This is a genomic window from Lactobacillus sp. ESL0700 (genome assembly GCF_029392095.1).
Lineage (GTDB): Bacteria > Bacillota > Bacilli > Lactobacillales > Lactobacillaceae > Lactobacillus.
In genome coordinates this window covers 632,955-656,293 of record NZ_CP113930.1, presented here as the reverse complement: position 1 = coordinate 656,293, position 23,339 = coordinate 632,955, and the positions used below count along the sequence as shown (strand labels likewise).

Annotated in this window: 21 protein-coding genes; 1 reads left to right on the top strand and 20 read right to left on the bottom strand. The window is 41.4% G+C overall.

All coding sequences use genetic code 11. The annotated features are described in order from the left end of the window. Positions 1–27: 27 nt before the first annotated feature. The 11 genes from OZX63_RS03425 to OZX63_RS03375 form a co-directional block, all read right to left on the bottom strand. Positions 28–1,752 carry a phospho-sugar mutase gene (locus OZX63_RS03425; protein WP_277144611.1) on the bottom strand — a complete coding sequence of 575 codons (1,725 nt, stop codon included), beginning with the start codon at positions 1,750–1,752 and terminating at the stop codon, positions 28–30. Positions 1,753–1,864: 112 nt separating this feature from the next. After that, positions 1,865–2,791 (bottom strand): thioredoxin-disulfide reductase, encoded by a 927-nt coding sequence (gene trxB, locus OZX63_RS03420; protein WP_277144609.1) that lies wholly within the window; start codon positions 2,789–2,791, stop codon positions 1,865–1,867. A gap of 57 nt (positions 2,792–2,848) precedes the next feature. After that, on the bottom strand, positions 2,849–3,868 hold the full coding sequence (locus OZX63_RS03415) for an NAD(P)H-dependent glycerol-3-phosphate dehydrogenase (protein ID WP_277144607.1): 1,020 nt from the start codon (positions 3,866–3,868) through the stop codon (positions 2,849–2,851). Between the two features lie 32 nt (positions 3,869–3,900). Continuing rightward, complete coding sequence (gene lgt / locus OZX63_RS03410) at positions 3,901–4,737, bottom strand: prolipoprotein diacylglyceryl transferase (protein WP_277144605.1); 837 nt, start codon at positions 4,735–4,737, stop codon at positions 3,901–3,903. Continuing rightward, positions 4,734–5,696, bottom strand: a complete 963-nt coding sequence (gene hprK / locus OZX63_RS03405; RefSeq protein WP_277144602.1) for an HPr(Ser) kinase/phosphatase — start codon at positions 5,694–5,696, stop codon at positions 4,734–4,736. The genes lgt and hprK overlap by 4 nt, the downstream gene beginning before the upstream one ends. Before the next feature lie 17 nt (positions 5,697–5,713). Beyond that, the gene (locus OZX63_RS03400) at positions 5,714–5,983 is read right to left on the bottom strand and encodes a hypothetical protein (protein WP_277144600.1); all 270 of its coding nucleotides are present in this window, start codon (positions 5,981–5,983) and stop codon (positions 5,714–5,716) included. Between the two features lie 8 nt (positions 5,984–5,991). Continuing rightward, positions 5,992–7,108 (bottom strand): peptide chain release factor 2 gene (gene prfB, locus OZX63_RS03395; RefSeq protein ID WP_277144598.1). Its coding sequence is split into 2 segments (ribosomal slippage): positions 5,992–7,035 and positions 7,037–7,108, totalling 1,116 coding nucleotides; the frame shifts between segments, so codons are not numbered across the junction. Positions 7,109–7,177: 69 nt separating this feature from the next. After that, complete coding sequence (secA, locus tag OZX63_RS03390; protein ID WP_277144597.1) at positions 7,178–9,577, bottom strand: preprotein translocase subunit SecA; 2,400 nt, start codon at positions 9,575–9,577, stop codon at positions 7,178–7,180. Between the two features lie 131 nt (positions 9,578–9,708). Beyond that, on the bottom strand, positions 9,709–10,257 hold the full coding sequence (raiA, locus tag OZX63_RS03385) for a ribosome-associated translation inhibitor RaiA (protein ID WP_277134464.1): 549 nt from the start codon (positions 10,255–10,257) through the stop codon (positions 9,709–9,711). Between the two features lie 84 nt (positions 10,258–10,341). Further along, on the bottom strand, positions 10,342–11,028 hold the full coding sequence (locus OZX63_RS03380; RefSeq protein WP_277144596.1) for a double zinc ribbon domain-containing protein: 687 nt from the start codon (positions 11,026–11,028) through the stop codon (positions 10,342–10,344). Beyond that, positions 11,025–12,308 carry a DEAD/DEAH box helicase family protein gene (locus OZX63_RS03375; protein WP_277144594.1) on the bottom strand — a complete coding sequence of 428 codons (1,284 nt, stop codon included), beginning with the start codon at positions 12,306–12,308 and terminating at the stop codon, positions 11,025–11,027. The genes OZX63_RS03380 and OZX63_RS03375 overlap by 4 nt, the downstream gene beginning before the upstream one ends. A gap of 45 nt (positions 12,309–12,353) precedes the next feature. On the opposite strand from OZX63_RS03375, the gene OZX63_RS03370 reads away from it, so the two are divergent. Beyond that, positions 12,354–13,013, top strand: coding sequence for a YigZ family protein (locus OZX63_RS03370; protein ID WP_277144592.1), 660 nt, complete (start codon positions 12,354–12,356; stop codon positions 13,011–13,013). A 50-nt stretch (positions 13,014–13,063) separates the two neighbouring features. Here OZX63_RS03370 and OZX63_RS03365 read toward each other — a convergent pair whose 3' ends face one another. From OZX63_RS03365 to OZX63_RS03325, 9 genes are all read right to left on the bottom strand, one after another. After that, positions 13,064–14,377 (bottom strand): PTS sugar transporter subunit IIC, encoded by a 1,314-nt coding sequence (locus OZX63_RS03365; RefSeq protein ID WP_277144590.1) that lies wholly within the window; start codon positions 14,375–14,377, stop codon positions 13,064–13,066. Between the two features lie 22 nt (positions 14,378–14,399). After that, the gene (locus OZX63_RS03360) at positions 14,400–14,924 is read right to left on the bottom strand and encodes a GrdB-related putative oxidoreductase (RefSeq protein WP_277144588.1); all 525 of its coding nucleotides are present in this window, start codon (positions 14,922–14,924) and stop codon (positions 14,400–14,402) included. Between the two features lie 18 nt (positions 14,925–14,942). Then, complete coding sequence (locus OZX63_RS03355) at positions 14,943–15,896, bottom strand: N(4)-(beta-N-acetylglucosaminyl)-L-asparaginase (protein ID WP_277144586.1); 954 nt, start codon at positions 15,894–15,896, stop codon at positions 14,943–14,945. A gap of 16 nt (positions 15,897–15,912) precedes the next feature. Next, positions 15,913–17,223, bottom strand: a complete 1,311-nt coding sequence (locus tag OZX63_RS03350) for a Sapep family Mn(2+)-dependent dipeptidase (protein ID WP_277144584.1) — start codon at positions 17,221–17,223, stop codon at positions 15,913–15,915. A 234-nt stretch (positions 17,224–17,457) separates the two neighbouring features. Then, the gene (locus OZX63_RS03345; RefSeq protein WP_277144582.1) at positions 17,458–18,618 is read right to left on the bottom strand and encodes an MraY family glycosyltransferase; all 1,161 of its coding nucleotides are present in this window, start codon (positions 18,616–18,618) and stop codon (positions 17,458–17,460) included. A 110-nt stretch (positions 18,619–18,728) separates the two neighbouring features. Beyond that, positions 18,729–20,360, bottom strand: a complete 1,632-nt coding sequence (gene rny, locus OZX63_RS03340; protein ID WP_277144580.1) for a ribonuclease Y — start codon at positions 20,358–20,360, stop codon at positions 18,729–18,731. Between the two features lie 131 nt (positions 20,361–20,491). Beyond that, positions 20,492–21,598, bottom strand: a complete 1,107-nt coding sequence (gene recA, locus OZX63_RS03335) for a recombinase RecA (RefSeq protein WP_277144578.1) — start codon at positions 21,596–21,598, stop codon at positions 20,492–20,494. Positions 21,599–21,734: 136 nt separating this feature from the next. Beyond that, positions 21,735–22,394, bottom strand: a complete 660-nt coding sequence (locus tag OZX63_RS03330) for an ABC transporter permease (RefSeq protein WP_277144576.1) — start codon at positions 22,392–22,394, stop codon at positions 21,735–21,737. Then, entirely contained in the window at positions 22,394–23,338 is a 945-nt protein-coding gene (locus OZX63_RS03325; protein ID WP_277144575.1) for a glycine betaine ABC transporter substrate-binding protein, read from the bottom strand. The genes OZX63_RS03330 and OZX63_RS03325 overlap by 1 nt, the downstream gene beginning before the upstream one ends. Between the last annotated feature and the right edge of the window lies 1 nt (position 23,339).

Genomic DNA, 23,339 nt, shown 5'->3' with positions numbered 1-23,339 from the left:
CGAACATATTTTCGCACGCTATTTAGCTTATTTTAACAGCTCCGCCAAAGCCGCCTGATAATCTTCCGCAGCCTTTTCAGCAGCCGCAATATCTGGCTTGTTGACGCCAACATAGGCCTTAATTACTGGCTCCGTACCAGATGGTCTTAAAGCAAGCCAAGTTTCATCAGCCAAGAAGTACTTCAAAACATTTGACTTTGGCAAGTCCGTCATCGGTTTTGTCTGTCCGTTAACGGTTTCTTCTTGCAGTAAAAAGTCCTGCATTTTGACCACTGGTACACCATTAATTTGGGTCAAATGCTCACTGCGCAATTTACTCATTAGCGCTGCCATTTTCTTTTGACCACCGATGCCTGGCATTTCAATTGCCCGCGTAATCTCGTAAGAAGTACCGTACTTTTGCCAGATTTCTTTCAAACCATCTAAAACGGTCATCCCTCGCGAAGCATAGTATGAAGCAACTTCCGCAAACATTAATGCACCCTGCATGGCATCCTTATCGCGAGCAAACGGCTTAAACAAGTAACCATAACTTTCCTCAAAGCCCATCAGAAACTTGCCGTCGCGTTCCTTATTCATCCGGTCAACTTCTTCACCGATAAATTTAAACCCAGTTAAAACTGACTTGGTCTTAATGCCAAAGCTTTGCGCAATCTTTAACGGCATTTGACTAGAAACAATTGAGGCAATTAATTCATAATCACTAGTCAATTGACCGCTATCCTTCAAATTAGTTAACAAATAATATGCCATCAAAGTAGCAATTTGATTACCCGTCAAAACTTGGAAATCACCATTTTCGGTTCGAACACATGCCCCCATTCGGTCAGCATCTGGGTCAGTCGCAATAATCAAATCCGCATTTTTTTCGTTGGCTAAAGCTACGCCGGGATCAAAGACATCCCGATATTCCGGATTAGGCTTCTTAGTAGTTGGGAATTCTGGGTCAATAATTGACTGACTAGGCACGGGGATAATGTTAGTAAAACCGCCTTGCCGAAACGCGCGGTCGTAAATCATCTTTCCCGTACCGTGCAGCGGTGAATAAATAATCGTTAACTTATCAGCATTTTCTTTAATCATTTGTGAGTTAACGTTAACCGTTTTTAACTCTGCCAAATATGCTTCATCAAGGTCTTCGCCGATTAATTGCAATAATCCTTGCGCCCGCAATTGCGTTACTGGTGCTGCCTTAATGGTAAAAATGTTTTGAACCTGTTGCGCATGAGCAAAGACGCGCGCAGCATTTTCTGGTCCCATCTGGGCACCGTCAGCACCGTAAACCTTGTAGCCGTTATATTGTTTGGCATTGTGAGAAGCCGTGATGTTAATCCCGGCAAAAGTATGCAGGTACCGCACTGCAAAAGAAAGTTCTGGCGTTGGCCGCAAATCATCAAACAAATAAACGTGAATGCCATGTGCCCCCAAGACGCGAGCAGCAATTTCCGCAAACTCCCGTGAATGATAACGCGAGTCAAATGAAATAACAACACCACGTTTTTGCGCATCAGCACCATTTTCGTCAATTAATCGAGCCAAGCCTTCAGTAACCCGCTCAATTGTGAACAAATTTATCCGGTTTGTCCCCGGCTCTAATCTGCCACGCATCCCTGCGGTTCCAAAATTGATTTCTTGACCAAACGCATCTTCAACCCACTTGGGATCCTGACCCAAGGTTGTCAGCTGCTCTTTTAAATAATCCGGCATATTTTGGACTTGTTGCCAATTTTCAAAAATTTCTTTTGCATTCATTACTGTCATGCACCTCAATTTTTACACAATAAATTCGTTTTCATCTAGTCTATTTTAGCATTTATCGTTAGCAGTAAATAAAAAGAATTCACCTTCCGATGAATTCTTAAGATTAATCATTTAAATTTTGTAAATAATTGTAGGCTTCTTGGCCGGCAACACTACCTTCACCAACTGCATTAGCAATCTGGCGCAGGTCTTTAGCACGAACGTCTCCCAAAGCAAACACACCAGGCACCTTGGTCTGCATGTGTTCGTCAGTTGGAATCCAGCCTTTGTCATCCAAAACGCCCAAGTCCTTAAATGGTGTCGTTTGCGGCAACATCCCCACGTAAATGAAGACACCACGTGTGGCTAACTGCTTTTCTTCACCAGTTTCCTTGTCTTGATAGGTAACGCCAGTAACTTTCTGACCATCGCCATCAATTGACTCGGTATTAGCATTCCAAATGAAATGCATCTTATCGTTAGCAAAAGCGCGTTTTTGTAAAGTAGCTTGTGCGCGCAATTGATCGCGGCGATGAATGACTGTAACGGATTTTGCAGATTGAGCAAGATAGATACCTTCCTCGATTGCGGAGTCGCCCCCACCAATGACCGCAATATCTTCATCCCTAAAGAATGCGGCGTCACAAACGGCACAATAAGAAACACCTTTACCCGAATATTCTTCTTCACCTGGAACACCTAAGTGACGGTGATCAGCACCAGTTGCAATAATTAGGGCCTGAGTAGTGTATTCGCCAGCATCGGTTTTAACAATTTTAGTATTACCATCAAGTTCAACTGACTGCACATCACCATATTCAAATTCGGTACCAAAACGCATGATTGAATTGTACATTTTTTCGCCTAATTCAGGACCCTTAACGTCACTGAAACCAGGGTAATTATCAATTGCGTCAGTGTTGTTCATTTGACCGCCGTAAAGTCCACGATCAAGCATTAACACTGACAAATTAGCACGCGAAGCATAAAGTGCGGCGGTCATTCCGCCGGGGCCAGCACCAATAATAATTACATCATAACTCTTTGCCATGTTTTCACCTCAAGTAGTTTCTTATTTTTAGTAAGTAAATTATACATCAGTAACCGCTTAGAGTCTAATTTCCTGTTTTGGACTACGACCCATCATCTTAGCGATTTCATCATCGACATTAGTGTTTTCATATAAAACGCGATAAATTGCTTCACTAATTGGCATGTCAATTTGCTTTTCCGCACATAATTCGTGGACAGCCTTAACGGTTGTTGCACCTTCAACTACTTGGCCCATATTTTCAAGAACGTAATCTAGACTCTTACCTTCACCAATTTGCTTACCGCAGCGCCAATTACGCGAATTAACAGAGGTACAAGTAACAATCAGATCACCAATACCAGCTAAGCCACTAAAAGTTAAAGGTTTAGCACCAAAGTAATTAACCCCAAGGCGCGTAATTTCAGCTAAACCTCTTGTCATTAAGGCAGCTTTGGCATCATCGCCATAATGCTTACCAACTAAAATTCCCGCAGCAATGGCGATAACGTTTTTAACGGCACCGGCAACTTCAACACCGATTAAATCATCATTGGTGTAAAAGCGCACGTAGTCATTAGACATCATCTCTTGAACTTTTTTAGCATTTTCCATACTAGTCGAAGCACAAGAAATGGCTGTTAAATCCTTCTGGGCAACACTTTCGGCATGACTAGGACCAGAAATAGCAACAATCTTATCAGTATCGTTTGGATAAACTTCTTCAGTTAAAATCTCAGAAATTAATTTTTTCGTTCCTGGTTCGATTCCCTTGGTTGCAGTAACTAATAACGGCTTGTTGCCGGTTGCTGCTAAAACTTGGTGCACATTTTTAGCAACGCTGCGAATTGCGCTGGTTGGCAAAACAAACAGAACAACTTCGGCTCCAGCTAAGGCTTCTTCAAGATTACCGGTTGCTGTGGCCGTTTCATTAACGCGCCAGTCTTTCATATAATGCAAGTTAGTGTGTTGCTCATTAATTTCCTGGTTAACCTGTTCGTTATTGCCAAACAAGACAACTTCGTTTCCCTTATCAGCAAGCATTGAGCCCAAAACGGTTCCCCATGAACCTGCTCCCAAAACTGCAATTTTTGTCATTTTTATTCCTAACTTTCTTTAATCAATACTTTTTAATCTCTGGTATACGGATACTTGAGGCCACTGCCATCAAGATACCACTTGGGTTTTACCTTTACTCGGCGGTAAATAAATAGTGTAATCACAACTAAAAACAATACCAAACTTAATAATTGTGAAACGCGAATATTGCCAACTAAATATAGGCTGTCAGTTCTAAGTCCCTCAACAAAAAAGCGGACAATTGCGTACCACCCAAGATAAAACATAAAAACTTCCCCCTGCTTAAACAGGTGTGTGCGGTGGCGCAAGCTTAGAAGTATTACCAAACCAACTAAGTTGAAAAATGATTCATATAAAAACGTTGGCTGGTAATAAACACCGTTAATTCTCATCTGCGCAATAATAAATTGCGGCAAATGAAGACTTTGCAAGAAGTGCAAGGTTGTCGGGCCGCCGTGAGCCTCCTGGTTCATAAAGTTGCCCCAACGACCCAAAATTTGCGCGGCAAGTACGCCAGGTGCAATCACATCAAGCATTAAGAACGGCGGTAAGTCTCTCTTACGGCAAAAAATTAACAGGACAATTGCCCCAGCAATTAAACCGCCATAAATAGCGATGCCGCCATTCCAAATGGCAATAATCTGATCTGGGTGCTGCGAGTAATAACCCCATTCAAAAACCACGTAATAAATGCGGGCACCAACATAACCAAGCGGCACACCCCACAGCAGCAGGTCAACAAAGTCATCGCTGGCAATTTGCCGGCGCCTGCCTTCAATAATTGCCATTGACGCTGCAATCACGATTGCAACAGCCATAATAACGCCGTACCACTTAATACTAATCCCGCCCAATTCAAGGGCAACTGGATTAATCGCTAATGTCATTTACTTTTATCTCCTGACGTATTCTTTTTGGAATTTTCGGCAATTAAGGCTGTTAAATTATTATCAAAAGTTCGCGTCGCATCATAGCCCCACCTTTTGGCCCGGAAATTCATGGTGGCAATTTCAATAATGTCTTCCATATTCCGACCAACTTTGACAGGAATGGTGATTTGCGGAATTTCCACATTACAAATATCGCGCGTACTTTCTTCAAAGCCAAGGCGATCATAATTGGCATTGTTATCCCAATTAACCAGTTTGATTACTAATTTGATGCTGGAGCGGCGTTTTACCGCACCAACACCAAACAAGTCCATCACATCAATAATTCCAATCCCACGAATTTCCATCAAATGCTTCAAAATTTTCGGCGCTTCACCCATAACAGTTTCAACGTCTTTTTGGTAAACATCAACCCGGTCATCAGCAATTAGCCGGTGACCGCGATGAATTAATCCTAACGCGGTTTCCGACTTACCAACGCCAGAATCACCGGTCAGTAAAACACCTAGGCCTTTGACTTCAACCAAAACCCCATGAATTGTATCACGCACTGCAAGCCGCTCACGCAAATATTCCGTTAAAATGCTTGAAACATAGGTGGTCGACTCCCCCGAGGTCAAAATCGGAATCTGCGCTTTATCCGCAGCTTCCACAAGTTCAGACGGAACCCGCAACGAGCGCGAAATAAAGAAGCATGGTGTTTGCGGTGTACACATTTTAGTAAAAACATGAACAAGACTTTCATGATCCAGCCTAGCTGCATAAGAAATTTCCGTTCGGCCTAACAGCTGGATACGTTGCTTAGGGTAAAAGTCAAAGTACCCCGTCAATTCCAATCCCGGCCGGTAAATATCCGACACCACAATCTCTGCTTTTGCGACATACTGCTTGCCGTGTGCAACATGAATAATCTTATTATCGCGAATTAACTTCTCTAATTTAACAGCATTTACCATTTTAACTGCCTCTTTGGTTACTTATCAACATCCTTGGTCTTCACATCACGTGCTTTTTTCCGTTTAGGCTTGACGCTACTGCCTTGCCAATTGGTCCAATTACCACTGCTGCTACTTGGCGTATTTTCATAATCATCATGCTTAGTAAAGTGGTTAATCAACCAAATAATCACTGCAATAACAATAATTGCCGGCAGCAACATAAATAAAATATGGAAGAACGCAAATAGCATAATCAAAATGACTGCCGCGCCTAACACTAAGCCTACTATTCCCCAAAAACTCATTTTTTCACCTATTCTGGATTATCTTGACTAAGCAGCCATTGCAAATATGCATACACAAACGGCTGCAGCTTTCCATCCATTACACCACTTGTGTCGGCCGTTTCATAGCCAGTGCGCAAATCCTTAACTAAATTATAAGGATGAAAAACGTAGGAGCGAATTTGCGAGCCCCAGCCAATTTCTTTCTGGTCGCCCTTGAGTTCTTGCTTGTGCTGACGCTTCTTTTCTTCTTCCAAATGAAACAGCTTAGCCCGTAATTCATTCATCGCTGTTTCACGGTTTTGCAGCTGCGAACGTTGAGCCTGCGACGTCGTCACAAAGCCCGTTGGCAGGTGAGTAATTCGAACAGCACTGGACGTCTTATTGATGTGCTGGCCACCCGCTCCACTTGAACGGTAAACATCAATACGCAAATCTTTGGGATTAATGTCGATTTTAATGCTGTCGTCAATCTCAGGAATAACTTCCACCGAGGCAAACGAGGTGTGGCGGCGTTTAGCAGAGTCAAACGGTGAAATCCGCACCAACCGGTGAACACCATTTTCAGACTTTAATAGCCCATACGCATTCTTCCCAGTAACGCGAACACTAACACTCTTAACTCCGGCTTCTTCACCGGGTTCATAATTATTGATTTCAAATTTAAAATCACGTGCATCAGCATATCGCTGGTACATCCGCAATAGCATCGAAGCCCAATCCATTGCTTCCGTGCCGCCTGCACCGGGATGGATTTCTAACAGGGCGTTGTGATTATCGTATTTCCCTGATAAAAGGAGATCCATTTCATAATCATGAAATTCATCCTGCAATTTGGTTAAGTCAGTTTCAACCTCTTCTTGCAAGTCATGATCTGGCTCAAGCCGCAATAATTCCAGTGCAGTTACTTCATTTTGATAATTTTCCTGCAAGTGAATAAACGAGTCGCGCTTTTCTTTGAGTAAATTATTGTCAGCAATTAACTGCTGGGCCTTTTCTTGATTATCCCAAAAATTCGGCTCCTGCATCTTGCCTTCATTTACGGCAATGCTTTCATCAATTGATTCAAGGTCAAAGAGACCCCCTAAAGTGATCTAGTCGCTTTTTTAATTCGTCTAGCGCACTTTGAATTTCGCTAATTTCCATTGTCTAGTCCTTTTCTTTTATTTATCAGCAAAAAAGAGAAAGCACCCTTGCTTTCCCTCAAACCTTATATTAACGGCTAAGATTTTGTCTGATTTCAGCTTTCATAAATAACCGAGTTACATCAAACTCAATATTTGAAATCATTTCTTCAAACATGTTGTAACCTGAATCCTGGTATTCAACCAAAGGGTTAAGTTGACCGTAACCACGCAGACTGATTGATTGACGCAATTGATCCATTGCATCAATATGGTCGGTCCAGCGATCATCAACAACGCGCAAAATAACTACCTTTTCAAATTCAAGCATCTCAGACGGATCAGCTAAAGCACGTTCTTTTTCTTCAAAGTTAGCTTCAACAATATCGTACAGTTTCTGCTTCAATTCTGGCACCGTAATTGTCTTAAAGTCAAAACTATCGGCAGTTTCTTCGTTTGTAATGCTGGAAACGATAAAGTCACGTAAAGAATCCAAACGCCACTTCTTGCGGTCACCTTGCGTGAACATATCAACTTGGCTATTAATTGTGCGTTTAATCATTGGCACCAAAACATCCTTCAGGGAGTCTTCTTCGCCAATGACCTGCATCCGTTCACCGTAAATAATTTCACGTTGAATCCGCATAACATCATCGTATTGCAAGGTTTGCTTACGCGTATCGTAGTTGTTACCTTCAACCCGCTTTTGCGCAGATTCAACTTGACGAGTGATCAACCGACTTTCAATTACCTTGTCATCGTCATTATCTGACAAGCGGTCCAAAAAGTCCTTAACTCGATCGCCACCAAAGCGCTTCATCAAGTCGTCTTCAAGTGATAAGTAAAATCTGGTTTCACCAGGGTCACCCTGACGACCAGAACGACCACGAAGCTGGTTATCAATTCTACGTGACTCATGCCGTTCAGTTCCGATAACAGCTAAACCGCCTAGTTCTGTGACACCAGGCCCCAGCTTAATATCAGTACCACGACCGGCCATGTTCGTCGCAATTGTTACGGCACCACGTTGACCAGCGTTCATGATAATTTGCGCTTCTTTAGCGTGGTTTTTCGCATTCAAAACTGCGTGCGGAATGCCAGCACGATCAAGTAATTTACTCAACCGTTCTGAACTTTCAACAGCTACCGTACCAACCAAGACAGGTTGGCCTTTTTCATGACGATCCTTAATATCAGCAACAACCGCATTAAATTTTGATTCCAAAGTCGGATATAAAATATCTGAATTATCAACTCTAGCAATTGGCCGGTTAGTCGGAATCGTAATTACCTGCATGTTGTAGATTTCACGGAATTCTTCTTCTTCTGTCTTAGCAGTACCAGTCATCCCGGCAAGCTTTTTATACATTCTGAAGAAGTTCTGGTAAGTGATAGTTGCTTGCGTCTTGGATTCTTCTTGAATTCTAACGCCTTCCTTAGCTTCAATCGCTTGGTGCAAGCCGTCAGAATACCGCCGACCTTGCATTACCCGTCCGGTAAATGAGTCGACAATCAAAACTTCGCCATCTTGGACAACGTAGTCAATATCCTTGAGCATAATAAAGTTAGCTCGCAGCGCTTGATCCAAGTGGTGAACCAATTTTTGGTTTTCGACATCATACAAGTTCTTTAAGCCAAAATGTTCACAGGCCTTTTCAATCCCTGTCCGCGTGAATGAAATCGTCTTGGTCGGCCAATCAATCTTGTAATCGCCGTAATCCTTATCATCATCCGCATCGTCATCACTTTTATCTTCTTGAAGTGTCTTAACAAATCTGTCGGCACGAATATAATCGCCATTAGCTTGTTCAGCTTCACCGGAAATAATCAGTGGCGTTCTGGCCTCATCAATCAAAATTGAGTCAACCTCATCAATGATTGCGTAATTAAGCGGTCTTTGAACCATCTGCTCCTTGTAGACAACCATGTTGTCACGCAAGTAGTCAAAGCCTAGTTCCGAGTTAGTTGAATAAGTAACGTCGCAGCTATATGCAGCCCGTTTTTCATCTGGCGCCATTGAGTTCAAATTCAAGCCCACGGTCAGACCCAGCCACTTATATAGTTGACCCATTTCTTCCTCGTCACGGCTCGACAAGTATTCGTTAACCGTAACTACGTGGACACCTTTACCAGTTAGCGCATTCAAATAAACCGGCATGGTGGCTGTTAAGGTTTTACCTTCACCAGTCATCATTTCGGCAATATTCCCAAAGTGCAGGGCAATTCCACCCAAAATTTGAACGTGGAATGGATATAACCCCAAGACTCTTTTGGCACCTTCTCTGGCAACCGCAAAAGCTTCAGGTAAAATCGCGTCTAGGTTTTCACCCTTCTTCAACCTTTCCTGAAATTCTGGCGTCTTAGCCTTCAGTTGCTCATCAGAAAGTTTACTGTATTCGTCAGCATGACTTTCGACCTGACTTGCTATATTTTCGAACTTTTTAAGTTCTCGTTTATCGTTGTTATAGAGTTTCTTTAAAATGTTTACCATTAAATCGATCCTTAAATTGTACTTAAGTATAAAAACACAAGATAATTTTACCATGATTAACGCAAAATGAAAAATAAACAAAACAAAGACCTCACATTAAATGTGGGGCCCTAGCTAATAAATTGTTATTTTTATTTAGTTTCAATTAAACCGTAACGGCCATCATTTCTGCGATAAACAACACTTGTGCCGTTAGTTTCTGCATCCTGAAAGACAAAGAAATCATGTTCCAACATATTCATTTGTAAAATTGCTTCTTCAGGACTCATTGGTTTCAAGCCAATTTGCTTATTGCGAACAATATCAAATTCGCTGATTGGCTTTTCTTTCTTTTCTTCTTCTGGAGTTTCTACAAAGAAATCGTTAATTCCTTTTTCACGGCTCTTACGGTTTACCCGTGTCTTATATTTTCTAATTTGCCGTTCCAATTTTTCGGAAACAAAGTCGATGCTGCGATACATATCATCTGTTGTATCTTCAGCTCTCAATACTAAGTATGGAAGTGGAATAGTAACTTCAACTTTAGCTGTATGGTCGCGGTAAACTTTCAAATTAACGTGAGCAATCATATCTTGATTTAATTCAAAATATTTTTCTAGCTTCTTTAGCCGCTTCTCCACGTAACTCCTTAACGCATCAGTTACCTCAATATTTTCACCACGAACGTTATACTTTAACATAATGAGATTCTCCTTTCGAGCTGCTTAGCAGCCTTTCGTTATTTATATTATAACAAAACTTGAAAGCGCTAAACAAGGGATAACCTACCTGCAAATTGAAAAACTTTCAACTATGGCTGTTGGAAATTCGGCTACTAGCGCATCCCGCGCATGATACAGCGTTCGTCCGGTAGTATAAATATCATCCAAAAGTAATAACTTTTTTCGATTAAGATTATGTATTTTATTTTTTACGCCAAAACTTTGCGGGGTGATTAAACGCTCACGCCGATTCTTTTCTCCTTGAGCACCAGAATCACTTTTTTTAATTAAAATTTTCGTTAGTGGAACCAGATCACCATAAATTGCGCTAATTGTGTCAAACTGGCGCTTATCAAAGTGAGCCGGCGAAGTTGGCACAGGAACATAATAGTCCGCCGCAACTAGCTGCAGCTCGTGATAACACAATTCCTGAAGCACTGCTTTCAAGACATAATCGCCATAGCGTTTGTAATTAACCATCAGGTCGTGAAAAGCATCGTTATAACGAAAAATAGCATGGTGCTGCAATAATTTAACGCCATAAATTCTCTGCCAAGTTTGACAATCTGAACACACACCATTTTGTGATAATTCACCGGCACAAGTGGGACACCTGGGTGATGCTAACCGCTGAAATTTAGCCATACAATTAGTGCAAATGTGCTGCGTGCGGGCCTTTTTCCATGAAAAAACACCCAATAGCGAAACAGCAGGCACAAACTGCTGGCCGCACAATAGACAATTATTCATCGGTTCATCGCCCTAATCTGCTTCATCGCGCTGCGTAAATTCGCCGTATATTTGTGGTAGCAAAATAAGACTAACCCATTATTGTCTTCCTTTGCTCGACCAACTCGCCCGGCGATTTGAACAAGACTCGCCGCCTGATAAATGCGGTCATCGGCGGCAATGATAATTACCCAAACATGATTAAATGTTACCCCGCGCTCTAAAATGGTCGTAGTTATTAAAATCTGCAACTGCTGCTGGCGAAATTGCTGGACCTTTTCTATGCGCTTTTTATCGCCAGCATATACGCCTGCCATTGCTACATCTGCTAATTCTGCCTCTTGTTTAAGCGCTGCTAAATATAGGGGTATTTGCTCAATTCGCGGCACAAATAGCAACAAGGGATGACCTGCCGCAATTACTTTTAAAATCGCAGCCATCAATTTAGGATGAACCTTACCGCGATTTAAAAATGGTCGCAAAAACAGCTTTTCCTTAGGAACTGGAAGTTTGCCCCCGTGAAAGCGCCGCTTTAATTTTAAAATTTGCAGTTGTCCAGCCTTGACTTGGGCTAGTAAATCAGCAGTTGGTGTTGCCGTCAAATAAACCCGAACCCCATTTTCTTTGACTGCATTTTGCGCACCAAAATGAAGCTGAGCATTATCGGCATAAGGAAACGAGTCAACTTCATCAATCACCAATAAATCAAAGGCTTGATAAAATTTTAATAATTGGTGCGTTGTGCAAATCGTCAACTGGTCTAGCTGCGGCTCTTGGTATTTGCGACCATGATACATCCCAATTGTAATTTGGCCAAATGCCGCTTGCAGCCTAGGATATAATTCGTTTACCACGTCAATTCGCGGCGTAGCAATACAGGCACGCTGGCCCAACTTAAAACATGCCGCTAGCAAGGCAAACAGCATTTCCGTTTTGCCTGCGCCGGTTACGGCGTGAACCAAGACATTATGGTGCTGGTTAAAGTTATCAACGAGCTGCTGTGAAATTTGTGCCTGCGCGGCAGTTAGTTCGCCTTGCCATGTTAACCCGCCAGTTTCGAGAAGCGGAAAACTTACTAGCAGCTGATTGCGCACTAAATAATCGCCTTCGACTATTCGCCCAATATTTAAGCAGGCGCGGCAGTATTTTTTGCCATTAGGTAGTTGGGCGCTAACTTTGGCACCACAGCGATTACACCGGTCATCAACAATCGCAGCAATTTTCGTCAGTGCCTTATTTGTGCTAAAATCCTCTTGACCGCCAATCCACTGGCGACCTGCGAGGCTCATTAAATCTTCCATTTCACTGCCTCCATTAATAAATACGCAAAAAGAAGGCAAAATCTTTTGACTAACGAAAATTATTTAACAATTAAAGCAAACGGCGACCACGAAATTATTATCAAAAAAAGCCGTTTTATCGCCAGTTTGGCAAGAACAACTTCTGTAGCCGAGGCCGAAGAATTTATTGCGACAATTAGCAAAAAATACCGTGATGCCACTCACAACACCTTTGCCTACACAATCGGGCTCAACGACGATCACGTCAAGGCCAGCGACAATGGCGAACCTTCCGGAACTGCTGGTGTTCCCGAATTAAAGGCGTTACAGCTAATGAAGTTAAAAAATGTAACTGTTGTTGTTACTCGCTATTTTGGTGGCATCAAACTTGGTGCTGGTGGCTTAATTAGAGCCTATTCCAACAGTGTTAGCGAGGGCGCACAGGCAATCGGCGTTGTTAAACGAGTTCAGCAGCAGGAAGTTATTTTCCACGTTGCCTATAACCGTTTTGATGAAGTAGACCATTTTTTAAAACAAAAAGAGATTTATGTTGCTAAAATCGATTACGGCGTTGACATTGCCATTCATCTCTTTATCGATGAAGATGACCAAGCTGCTCTTGAAAAAGAGCTAACCAACTTGCTTGCCGGTAAAGTCACGTTTACTAACGGTGAAAAACGCTATAATGAATTGCCAATTACTACGCATAATTATCATGAAAAATAACAAAAAAGACTTACTGTTTAATTGCAATAAGTCTTTTTTATTTTTAATAACTATACTTCACTAAAATCAATATCTAGTTCATCTTCTGCAGCTGCTTTTTCTTCCTTCAAATACTGCTTATCAAGCATCTTAACAAATGGATAATAAATCAAAATATTGAGTATCAATTCGACAATTTGCAGAGCAGAACCTGTCCAACTACCAGTTGCTAACCAACCTGAAATAATTGGCGGCGTCGTCCACGGCAAAGACACACCATTAGTCTTGGCAACCCAGCCTAAGCTCATCGTAACTCCTGAAATAAAGGTATTCAAAACTGGGCAAGCAATAAATGGAATCATGATTACTGGGTTAAGAACAATCGGCAACCCAAAAATAACTGGCTCATTAATCCCGAAAATTCCGGGCAAAATTGCCAAATCGCCCAACTCGCGAATCCGTTTAGATTTACAAATTGCAAAAACAACAATCAATAATGCTAAAGTACTACCGCCACCACCGTAAGTAGTAAAGATATCGATAAACGGTTGATTATAAACATGAGGTAGTGGCAAATGATTTTGAAAAGCCTTCATGTTATCTTGAGTTGCGACAAAGAAAATTGGTTCCCAAACTGAGTTAGTAATCGTTGGGCCATTAATGCCAAAGAACCAAAGGAAACTTGCTAAGAAATTATATAGCAAGGCAGATGGCAACGAAATTCCCACATTCTTAAGTGGCGTTTGCAAAATTTTATAAATAAAATTGTATGCAGTTGTAAAACTTGTCAAAGAGAACAAGATACGAATAATAAAGAATGCCAGTACAACTAATGCACTCGGAATCAGGGCATCGAATGATTGGGTAACTGCTGGAGGCACGCCATCCGGCATCTTAATTGTCCAATGCCGATTTACCGCAAACCGGTAAATTTCAACACTGATTAACGAAATAATAATCCCTAAGAAAATACCGTTAGGACCCACATATTGCAGATTAATCGCACTAAGCGTTTGTTTACCAACCTGTATTTCTGTCGGAGTCAGGATTAGAAAAGAAATAAAGGAAACCATTCCGGCTTGGATTGGATTTAATCCCCGATTTTTACCATAAGCGTAAGCAATCGCGATGGTTGATAAAATACCTGTAAAACTAAACACAGAATTGGATACTGCACTAAACCAGACACTAAACTGGGGACCAACTAATTTAGTCCAAAATTCAACCCAACCAGGGATGGGAAAATTACCAATCAATAGAAAGATTGATGTCACAATGATTAATGGCGTGATGATTAAGAAACCATCACGTAAGGAGCGCAGAACAACATTGTTGCTCAATTTCTCTGCGAGTGGCATCAAAACCTTTTCAAACTTATTTTGCATATTTTCACTCTCTTTTTAAAAATCAGTAGCAAGATTGCTGCTTAAATTCTGCTGTATCAGCTCCAGAAGCCAATAACTTGCAGCCTTGTGCCAAGTTCTGTAAAGCTTCTGTTAGTCCCGCTGCACCCTTCTTAGGCATCTTTACAATCAAAAACTGATCTTGATACTGACTAATTATTGCTTCATTTTTTTCTTGGGCCATTTGTCCAATCACTGGGATAGTCGTTGCCTTGCTGATATATGAGCCAAGGCTGCCCGCCATCTCGGCAAATTCCGTATAATCAAAAGTTGGTCCTACAATCACAACATCTGCAGCCATTTTTTGTGCCATTTTTGCAAATTTTTCTTGGACGACATCCTTGTGTTCAAGAAAATAGCTAGTGCCACAATAGAAGGTGCCAATAATTTTGCCATCAACATCTGCCAATGCCCTTTCAACGTTATCAGCACTGCCCATCGCAATCTTTTTACCGCCAAAAGGCGTATCTGCACGTTCCTTGCCACCTAAGCCAGCTTGAATTTGATCTAAAATGATGATTACCTTCATTGTCTAACCTCCTCTTCACTATTCAATCGGGGCATGAATTCTTTTTTCATAAGCATCTAGCCATTCTTGCGTTACCAGTTCAATTAGGGTTGTGTCATTTTCACCGGGATTAGCCATTAAAATCTTCGCCGACTCTTTCTGTGTTGCAACGCAGAAAGTAAATTCCACGTTAGTAGCAATGCCCCATTGTCCTTGATTATTCATTGCCACCATTGAAATTTCACCAGCTTTGCCATAACGCTTTTGTAGTTTTCGAGCAAATGCATAAACGCTTTGATCACAAGCTTCTTGTGGTGAAAGGCCTTCACCCATTTTGCGGACGATTTCATACGACAAACAGCCCTTCATAATGTCTTCACCTAATCCTGTGGCCGCTGCACCGCCAATTTCACTGTCAACATAAAAGCCAGATCCTGATAAGGGCGAATCGCCGATGCGCCCAGTCTTTTTCATAAATAATCCTGAAGTTGAAGTTGCTGCAGCCATTGAGCCCTTGGTATCCAAAGTAATTGCACCGACGGTATCATGACCTGAATAAGGATGAAGCTCATCAAGCTGTCTTTGGCGCAACTTTTTTTGCCAGCGCAATTTAGCTCTATCTGTCAGCATGTTTTTCATTTCAAAGCCATTAAGCAAAGCAAACTTGGTTGCTCCCTCGCCAACTAAAAAACTATTGTAATGATTATGACTAAGCAGCCGAGCAACAGAAACCGCGTGTAAAACATTTTCAATTGCTGCAACTGAACCCTCAGCCAAGGTATCACCGTCCATGTAGGAAGCATCCATTTGGACGACGCCTTCTTCATTTGGCAGACCGCCATAGCCAACGGATTTATAAAATGGATAAGCTTCAACGGTATTAATCAGCTTCTCCACAGCATCCCCTGCGCTAGTGTCACTTGCCAGCAGCTCGCCAGCCTTTTCTACACCCTCGGCAGCCATTCGCCAAGTAGCTATTGTTCCCCAAGTCATTAGTTCCTCCTAAAAACTATGCGGCAATTTTTAATAGAGCCAACATATAAATTTTCATGTTTAATAACAAATCTTGCTCGTTCATCCATTCATTTTCTTTATGGGCAATTCCTTTTTGCCCAGGAAATGATGGACCAAAAGCAATAATATTAGGCATTACTCGCGAATAGGTTGCACCAGTAGTTGTGACTGGCGTTCCGTCTTTGCCGGTAACCTCCGTGTAAACCTCTGACAACTTTTTAATAAACGGATCATGCGGATCGTGCATCACACTTGGAATACTCCTAATGACCGAGATTTTACTATTGGCCGGAAGATTTTCAGCTAAACGTTGTTTAACTTGCTCCTCCGTGAATGACACTGGGTATCTAAAGGCCAAATCAATTCTCATGCCCGTTTTTTCTTTAACAATAGCAGTTGGTGTCATAATTAATTTGCCAGAATCTTGGTCGCTAAATGCCATGTTAAGCCCTTCACCATAATGCTGATCGGCAAGATCTGTTACAAGCCAGCGACAATAATCTTGCAGCTGACCACTTAAGCCATTAGCCGCGCACATTTGCTTGGCCCACTCAGTAATTGCATTTACACCCAATTCTGGTGCATTACTTGGAACACTCTTACCTGTTGCAGTCACTTTTTGGCCATCAACCTGAACTGTCAACGTATCAGGCACGTGATCCATTCTCATATCGCCGCTAAAATCACTAATTGTATCCAGACTGCCATCCGTAATTTCAGTATGAATAGAGAAATTGACAATCCCGCGTTCACCATAGACTACCGGAAACTTGCAATCTGCCGTCCAGCCAAAATCTGGCGGCTCTTCGGCTTGCAAATAAAGCCCAACATCTCTACTGCCAGTTTCTTCGTCGGAACCAAATACTAAACGAATTGTTCTCTTAGGTTTAAAACCCAACTCCTTTAAAAGCTTCATTCCCCATAAAGTCGCAAATGCAGGTCCTTTATTATCTAGAATTCCTCGGGCATAAAAACGATTATCTCGTTTAGTCAACGTCCACGGATCGCTCTGCCACTTGTTGCCACTTACGGGGACAACATCTAAATGATCAATTACACCAAGATAATGGTCGTTATCTTCGCCCCATTGGACGTATGCCATCGCATCATTAACAATCTTGGTTTTAAACCCATATTTATCGCCTAACTGCACAATTAAGTCTAAAGCTGCTCTCGGTCCTTCTCCAAACGGGGCACCCGTTTTAGCAGGTCCTGCAACACTTTTAATCTTAATTAATTGGGCTAAATCCTGATAAAATTGCTCTTTACTAGCTGAAATTGCCTGATCTATTCTATGTGTTTCCATTTTAACCTTTCTAGTAACCACCTATAATAATTGGTATTTACCAATTATTACAACAAGATTAATTTGTAATCTAATTCTAACCTACCTGTTTAATAATTCAACTAATTAATGAATAAATATTATTTTTTAAACTACAAAAAAAGACCTAATATGCGTTGTGCCTACTAGGTCTTATTTAGTTTATGATGCAGCTATTTTTAACAGCAGCAACAATTTAATGCTATTAAATTAATTCTATTCTTCATTACTATGGTGATGTTTTAACTGTTCTGGTTTATCCTGGCCTAAGTGCCAAACCTCGATAGTCGGGTCCTTAGTACTACGCGCACTAATTATCTTCTGCGTCAAATGCAAAAATGGCTTATACTTTTCGCCCAATAAGCCAATTGATTCCACAAATAGCTCCAGAGCAAGCAAGAGGCCAATAATTAGCAGCCACGTTCCCCAAGTTGGCGACAGCAAAAAGAGCAATGAAATAAAGGAGAAAATTAACGATAGCGCGTAAATCGTTAACACAGTTTGCCGGTGGGTTAGTCCCATTCGCATTAGCTGGTGGTGCAAATGGTGCTTATCAGCCTGCGAAACTGGGCGTTTGTTTAACTTGCGCCGAATCATCGCATAAATTGTATCGGTAATTGGCACGCCCAAAATAATTATCGGCACCAGCAATGAAATGAACGTAACGTTTTTTAATCCTTTGAGTGAAAAAATGGCAATCATAAAGCCGATATACAGCGCGCCAGTATCGCCCAAAAACATTTTTGCCGGATGAAAATTATAAGGTAAAAAGCCCAGCAAGCATGCCGCTAGCATAAAGCACGCAATCGGAATATACAATTGCCGCGTATGCAAGAAAAAGTAGCCAACAATTCCCATTGTAAACAGGGAAATCATCGACACGCCATCGGCTAGTCCGTCCAAGCCATCAATTAAATTAACTGCATTAGTCAAAGCCAAAATCCAAAAGATAGTAATTGGCAGACTCCACCAACCTAAATTAATTTGCTTATTAACAAAGGGCACGTTAAGAACGTTCATCTTAATGCCGCCTAAGAAATAAATTACTAATGCACCAACAAAAATCCCAAACATTTTTTGTCTGGGCCGCAACTCCAAAATATCATCAATCATCCCCGTTAGCACAACGACACTTGATGCAAGCAAAATACTGAACGTTTCATGCGTTGGAAACTGTTCCCGCAGCAGCACGAAAACGCCAATATTAAAAGTCACAAAGATACCTAGCCCACCTAAAGTTGGCATCGGCGTTTTATTGACACGTCTGGCATTAGGGTTATCAACTGCCCCCAAAACAAAGGCCAATCGTCTAATGAAAGGGGTAATGGCCGCCTGAATGATCACTAAAAAGAATAATTCAACGATAATTTTAAACATAACTTGACTACTTTCATAATTTAGTTGGTTTTAATTATACAGGCTTGGGCAAAAATGCACAAATTAGCTATTCAAATAAAAAGACCAGATTCATCTGAATCTGATCTTTTTTATTTTGCAACTGCCACAACCCGTTTTTCACGGATAACCGTAATTTTAATATTGCCAGGATAATCAAGCTCTTTTTCAACTTGATTCCGAATATCTCGTGCCAAAACGGTAATTCGATCATCCGAAATCTTCTCCGGCTCGACCATTACCCGAACTTCACGTCCAGCTTGAATGGCGTAGGCCTGCTTAACTCCTTCATACCGCTTAGCAATCTGCTCAAGTTCAGTCAGCCGTCTAATATAGTTTTCCAAACTCTCACTTCTCGCCCCTGGTCTTGCCGAAGAAAGCGTATCTGCTGCAACAACTAGTTCAGCAATAAACGACAACTTCGGCACATCCCCGTGGTGGGCTGCAATTGCGTTAACAACAACATCTGACTCATGATACTTCCGTGCTAATTCCACACCAATTTCTACGTGTGAACCTTCAATATCATGGTCGATGGCTTTTCCAATATCGTGTAATAATCCCGCGCGAACCGCTAATTTTTCATTTAAACCAAGTTCTGCTGCCATAGTACCAGCAAGCTTGGCCACCTCAATTGAGTGACCAAGCACATTTTGTCCGTATGAAGTACGATACTTCAAGCGCCCAAGCGTCTTAACTAGTTCAGGGTTCATCTTGTGAATCCCCAATTCCATTAATGCGCTTTCACCGGCCTCATAAATATCGTCATTGACTTCCTTACGAGCCTTATCCACCGTCTCTTCAATTCGAGCAGGGTGAATTCGACCATCTTTAACCAGCCGCTCCATTGCCCGTTTGGCAATTTCACGTCTAATTGCGTCAAAGCCGCTAAGAGTAACCACTTTAGGCGTATCATCAATAATTAAGTCAATACCTGTCAGCGCCTCAAATGAACGAATATTCCGGCCTTCACGACCAATAATTCGTCCCTTCATCTCTTCATTAGGCAAATCAACTACAGATACCGTGGTTTCAGCCACTGTATCTGCAGAACTACTTTGAATGGCATCAATGATTACTTGACGAGCGTAGTGGTCTGCTTTAGCAGCTACCTCTTCATTGCTGTCCTTAATCATTTCTGCTCGCTCTTTGACTAACTCATCAGCTAATTGGTCTAACACCAGCTTCTTAGCCTGCTGCTTGTCAAGGTGAGCAACTTCATACAACTTCTGTTGTCTTTGATCGACTAACTCAGCAGCAGTCTTAACTTTATCATTCAGTTCTTCCTGCTGTTTTTGTAGTTGATCCTTTTTCTGGTTGAGTTCATTCTCTTGTTCTTTAAGTAAAGAATTCTTATGATCAAGGGTATCTTCTCGTTGTTTCAGCCGATTATTGTCACGCGCAATTGTGTCACGCTTAACATTTAATTCGTCTTCCACCTTTTGCCGATAATCCTGAATTTTTTCTTGAGCTTCAAGAATTTTCTCTTTTTTAGTGTTTTCAGCACTTTGCTTTAAGGCCTCGGTAGCCTGCTTTTGCGCATTAACCTCGGTTTTTGCAGCAGCAACTTGTGCTTTTGCATCGGTTAAAATATGGTCAGCATCATTTTGCGCATTCTGGGCATTCTTTTCCCAAATGTGCTTGCGAATTGCATAACCAATTCCTAAGCCAATTATAATTGAAATAATAGCAACTGCGACGGGAATCAAAATTATATTTGTCATGATTACTATCGCCTTTTTTATTTTTTAGATTATTCACACAATATTAATGATAAAGAACCGCGGGACACATGTCAATCAACAAGAAAAAAACCTTGCCTTAAATTCCAAGGTCAAGGTTAATTTCTTCAACTCTATTTGCTTTTGTTGTCAGCTTCTTTTTGGGAAGCTTCCTTTGTCGCATTTTCATCTTTTGCTTTTTTAGCTTTAATTTTTTCCGGATCTTCACGGTCAGCGATTGATTTTTCATCAATGCCGTAAGCTTGGCGAACTTGATGTTGAACGTCATTATAAATATCTTGGTGTTCTTCAAGGTACTTCTTAGCGTTTTCTCGGCCTTGACCAATTCGCTCATTATTGTATGAGTACCACGAACCAGCCTTAGCAATAATATCCTTATCAGCTGCCATGTCGAGCAATTCCCCACTTTGAGAAATACCCTTACCATACATCATGTCGACTTCAGCAACCTTAAATGGTGGCGCAACCTTATTCTTGACCACCTTAATTTTTACTCGGTTACCAGTAATGTCGCCGCCAGTCTGCTTGATTTTTTCAGCGCGTCTAATTTCCAAACGAATTGTTGAATAAAATTTCAGAGCACGGCCACCAGGTGTGGTTTCAGGGTTACCGAACATGATACCAACTTTTTCCCGAATTTGATTGATAAAAATCGCAATAGTTTTGGTCTTATTAATATTACCGGAAAGCTTACGCAACGCCTGACTCATTAGTCGCGCCTGCAAACCCACGTGACTATCACCAATATCGCCGTCAATTTCAGCTTGCGGCACTAAGGCAGCAACAGAATCGACAATCAAAATATCAATGGCACCACTGGCAATCAAGGTATCGGCAATTTGCAATCCTTCCTCACCAGTATTCGGCTGTGACAAAATCAGCGCATCAACGTCAACGCCTAAAGCTTGCGCATATGCAGGATCCATTGCGTTTTCGGCATCGATATAAGCAGCGGTACCGCCACGTTTTTGAACTTCAGCAACAGCATGCAAAGCAACCGTCGTCTTACCAGAAGATTCAGGTCCATAAATTTCAATAATTCTTCCTCGTGGGTAACCGCCAACACCTAAAGCCGCATCAAGTGCCAGCGAACCGGACGGAACCGTCGAAATTTCGGTATCAGCCTTGTCGCCCATTCGCATTACGGCGCCTTTACCAAAATTCTTTTCAATTTTTTTCAATGCACTTTCCAGTGCCTTTTGTTTTTCGTCTTTGGCCAAGCGATTTGCCTCCTCTATTTAATACCAATTAATTATACTTTGATTTCTTGCTTATTTGCAAGGAAAACCGAACAAATGTTTATTCTTTTATCCCACATTATTAAGTACGCTAAAAGTCTCTTTTTTTACGAAAAAATTACTGGCGCAATCCTTTTGGCTGCAACCACTTTTGCAAAAGATTCAAAACTACGTCCGCCAGAATCGCCATTAACGCTGTTGGCACGGCACCAGCTAAAATAATCGCGCTACCATTAGTCGCATTTGTGCCCCTAATGATAATATCGCCTAACCCACCAGCACCAACAAACGAACCAATCGAGGTTATACCAATTGCAATCACAAGCGCATTTTTCAAGCCGGCAACAATAACAGACATTGATAGTGGCAGCTTTACCAAATATAAAAGCTGCAATCTTGTCATGCCCATTCCTTTTCCCGAATCAATTATGTTTCGATCGACATTGCGCATGCCCGTATAAGTATTCTTAATAATTGGCAATAGCGAATATAGCGTCACGGTGACAATTACCGTCATTACGCCGAGTCCCAGCCCAATCATGACAATTGAAAGTAGCGCCAAAGACGGAATCGTTTGAATAAAGTTAGCAATCTCAACCACAAAGTCACCTAAGTGGGCATTGCGAGAGATAAAAATGCCAACAGGAATGCCAATAATAGCCGCAAATAAAACACCATAAATTGAAATTAAAAATGTCCGATTAAATTGCGCTAGTACATAACTGCCATTGTGTTGATAATAATAGATAAACTGCTGCCATAACGATAATTTAGCCATTATTGCGCCTCCTTAAAGTAATGATGCTTAACTAAAAACTGGTGAGCGACCGTTGCGGGCTCAAGCAAATGATCATCAACTTGATAATTCATCGCCCGAATTTCATGAACATTAATATGACCAACCAATCGCGTCAATAATGGCTTCAGCTCTGGATGTTCGCGCAAGACATAATTATTAATCAACATCCCACAATTATACGGTGGAAAAAAGTGCTTGTTATCCTTAAGCAAATTCAAGTGGTAGCTATCAATTCGCCCATCAGTTGAATAACCAAGGATGACATTCATTTTGCCACTTTTAAGCGCCGAATATACTAGACCAATATTCATCGGATGCAACTTGCTAAAAGTAATGCCGTAAGCTGTCTGAAAGTTAGAATAGCCAACTCCAGGTGCATTAACCCACTCCGACGCAACCCCGACAGAAAACTTGTTCTGATATTTTTTTAAGTCAGAAATATTGTAAAGATGATCTTGTTTTTGTTCTTTTTGATTAACCATAAAAGCATAATTATTCGCAAAACCATACGTATGTAAATATGTTTGATCCCACCGCTTTTTAACTTCACGACGAACCGTGTCATTTGCTCTTTTAGAGTCTTTAATCGGTGCCATTAAAAGGTTAGCAGTCAGCTCACCACCGTCATAAGCGGCAGCCTGAATATCGGCGTCATGACGATATAACGCCTGATGCTGCATTGGTGCTGAGCCCAAATTATTCACAATAGTTGCTTTATACGGCGTTTCATGTTCAATCAATTGCGCAATAATATTCGCTACTATTTGTGATTCTGTTGTCGTCAATGCTGTAATGCGAATATTTTGGCTGCTGCCTTGACTGTCTGACAAGCCAGGCAAGCCACACGCGCTTGTAGCGACAGTTACAATTAAAATACTAACAATTAAAAATAATTTTTTGACTTGTTTTTTCATTTCTCGCACC

Coding starts and splice junctions, on each gene's coding strand:
- OZX63_RS03380 (WP_277144596.1), bottom strand. CDS start 11,028: ATGAATAATTGTCTATTGTGCGGCCAGCAGTTTGTGCCTGCTGTTTCG.
- OZX63_RS03360 (WP_277144588.1), bottom strand. CDS start 14,924: ATGAAGGTAATCATCATTTTAGATCAAATTCAAGCTGGCTTAGGTGGC.
- raiA (WP_277134464.1), bottom strand. CDS start 10,257: ATGTTAAAGTATAACGTTCGTGGTGAAAATATTGAGGTAACTGATGCG.
- OZX63_RS03365 (WP_277144590.1), bottom strand. CDS start 14,377: ATGCAAAATAAGTTTGAAAAGGTTTTGATGCCACTCGCAGAGAAATTG.
- OZX63_RS03350 (WP_277144584.1), bottom strand. CDS start 17,223: ATGGAAACACATAGAATAGATCAGGCAATTTCAGCTAGTAAAGAGCAA.
- trxB (WP_277144609.1), bottom strand. CDS start 2,791: ATGGCAAAGAGTTATGATGTAATTATTATTGGTGCTGGCCCCGGCGGA.
- OZX63_RS03355 (WP_277144586.1), bottom strand. CDS start 15,896: ATGACTTGGGGAACAATAGCTACTTGGCGAATGGCTGCCGAGGGTGTA.
- hprK (WP_277144602.1), bottom strand. CDS start 5,696: ATGGTAAATGCTGTTAAATTAGAGAAGTTAATTCGCGATAATAAGATT.
- OZX63_RS03415 (WP_277144607.1), bottom strand. CDS start 3,868: ATGACAAAAATTGCAGTTTTGGGAGCAGGTTCATGGGGAACCGTTTTG.
- OZX63_RS03375 (WP_277144594.1), bottom strand. CDS start 12,308: ATGGAAGATTTAATGAGCCTCGCAGGTCGCCAGTGGATTGGCGGTCAA.
- lgt (WP_277144605.1), bottom strand. CDS start 4,737: ATGACATTAGCGATTAATCCAGTTGCCCTTGAATTGGGCGGGATTAGT.
- OZX63_RS03425 (WP_277144611.1), bottom strand. CDS start 1,752: ATGAATGCAAAAGAAATTTTTGAAAATTGGCAACAAGTCCAAAATATG.
- OZX63_RS03330 (WP_277144576.1), bottom strand. CDS start 22,394: ATGGCTAAATTATCGTTATGGCAGCAGTTTATCTATTATTATCAACAC.
- OZX63_RS03345 (WP_277144582.1), bottom strand. CDS start 18,618: ATGTTTAAAATTATCGTTGAATTATTCTTTTTAGTGATCATTCAGGCG.
- secA (WP_277144597.1), bottom strand. CDS start 9,577: ATGGTAAACATTTTAAAGAAACTCTATAACAACGATAAACGAGAACTT.
- rny (WP_277144580.1), bottom strand. CDS start 20,360: ATGACAAATATAATTTTGATTCCCGTCGCAGTTGCTATTATTTCAATT.
- OZX63_RS03400 (WP_277144600.1), bottom strand. CDS start 5,983: ATGAGTTTTTGGGGAATAGTAGGCTTAGTGTTAGGCGCGGCAGTCATT.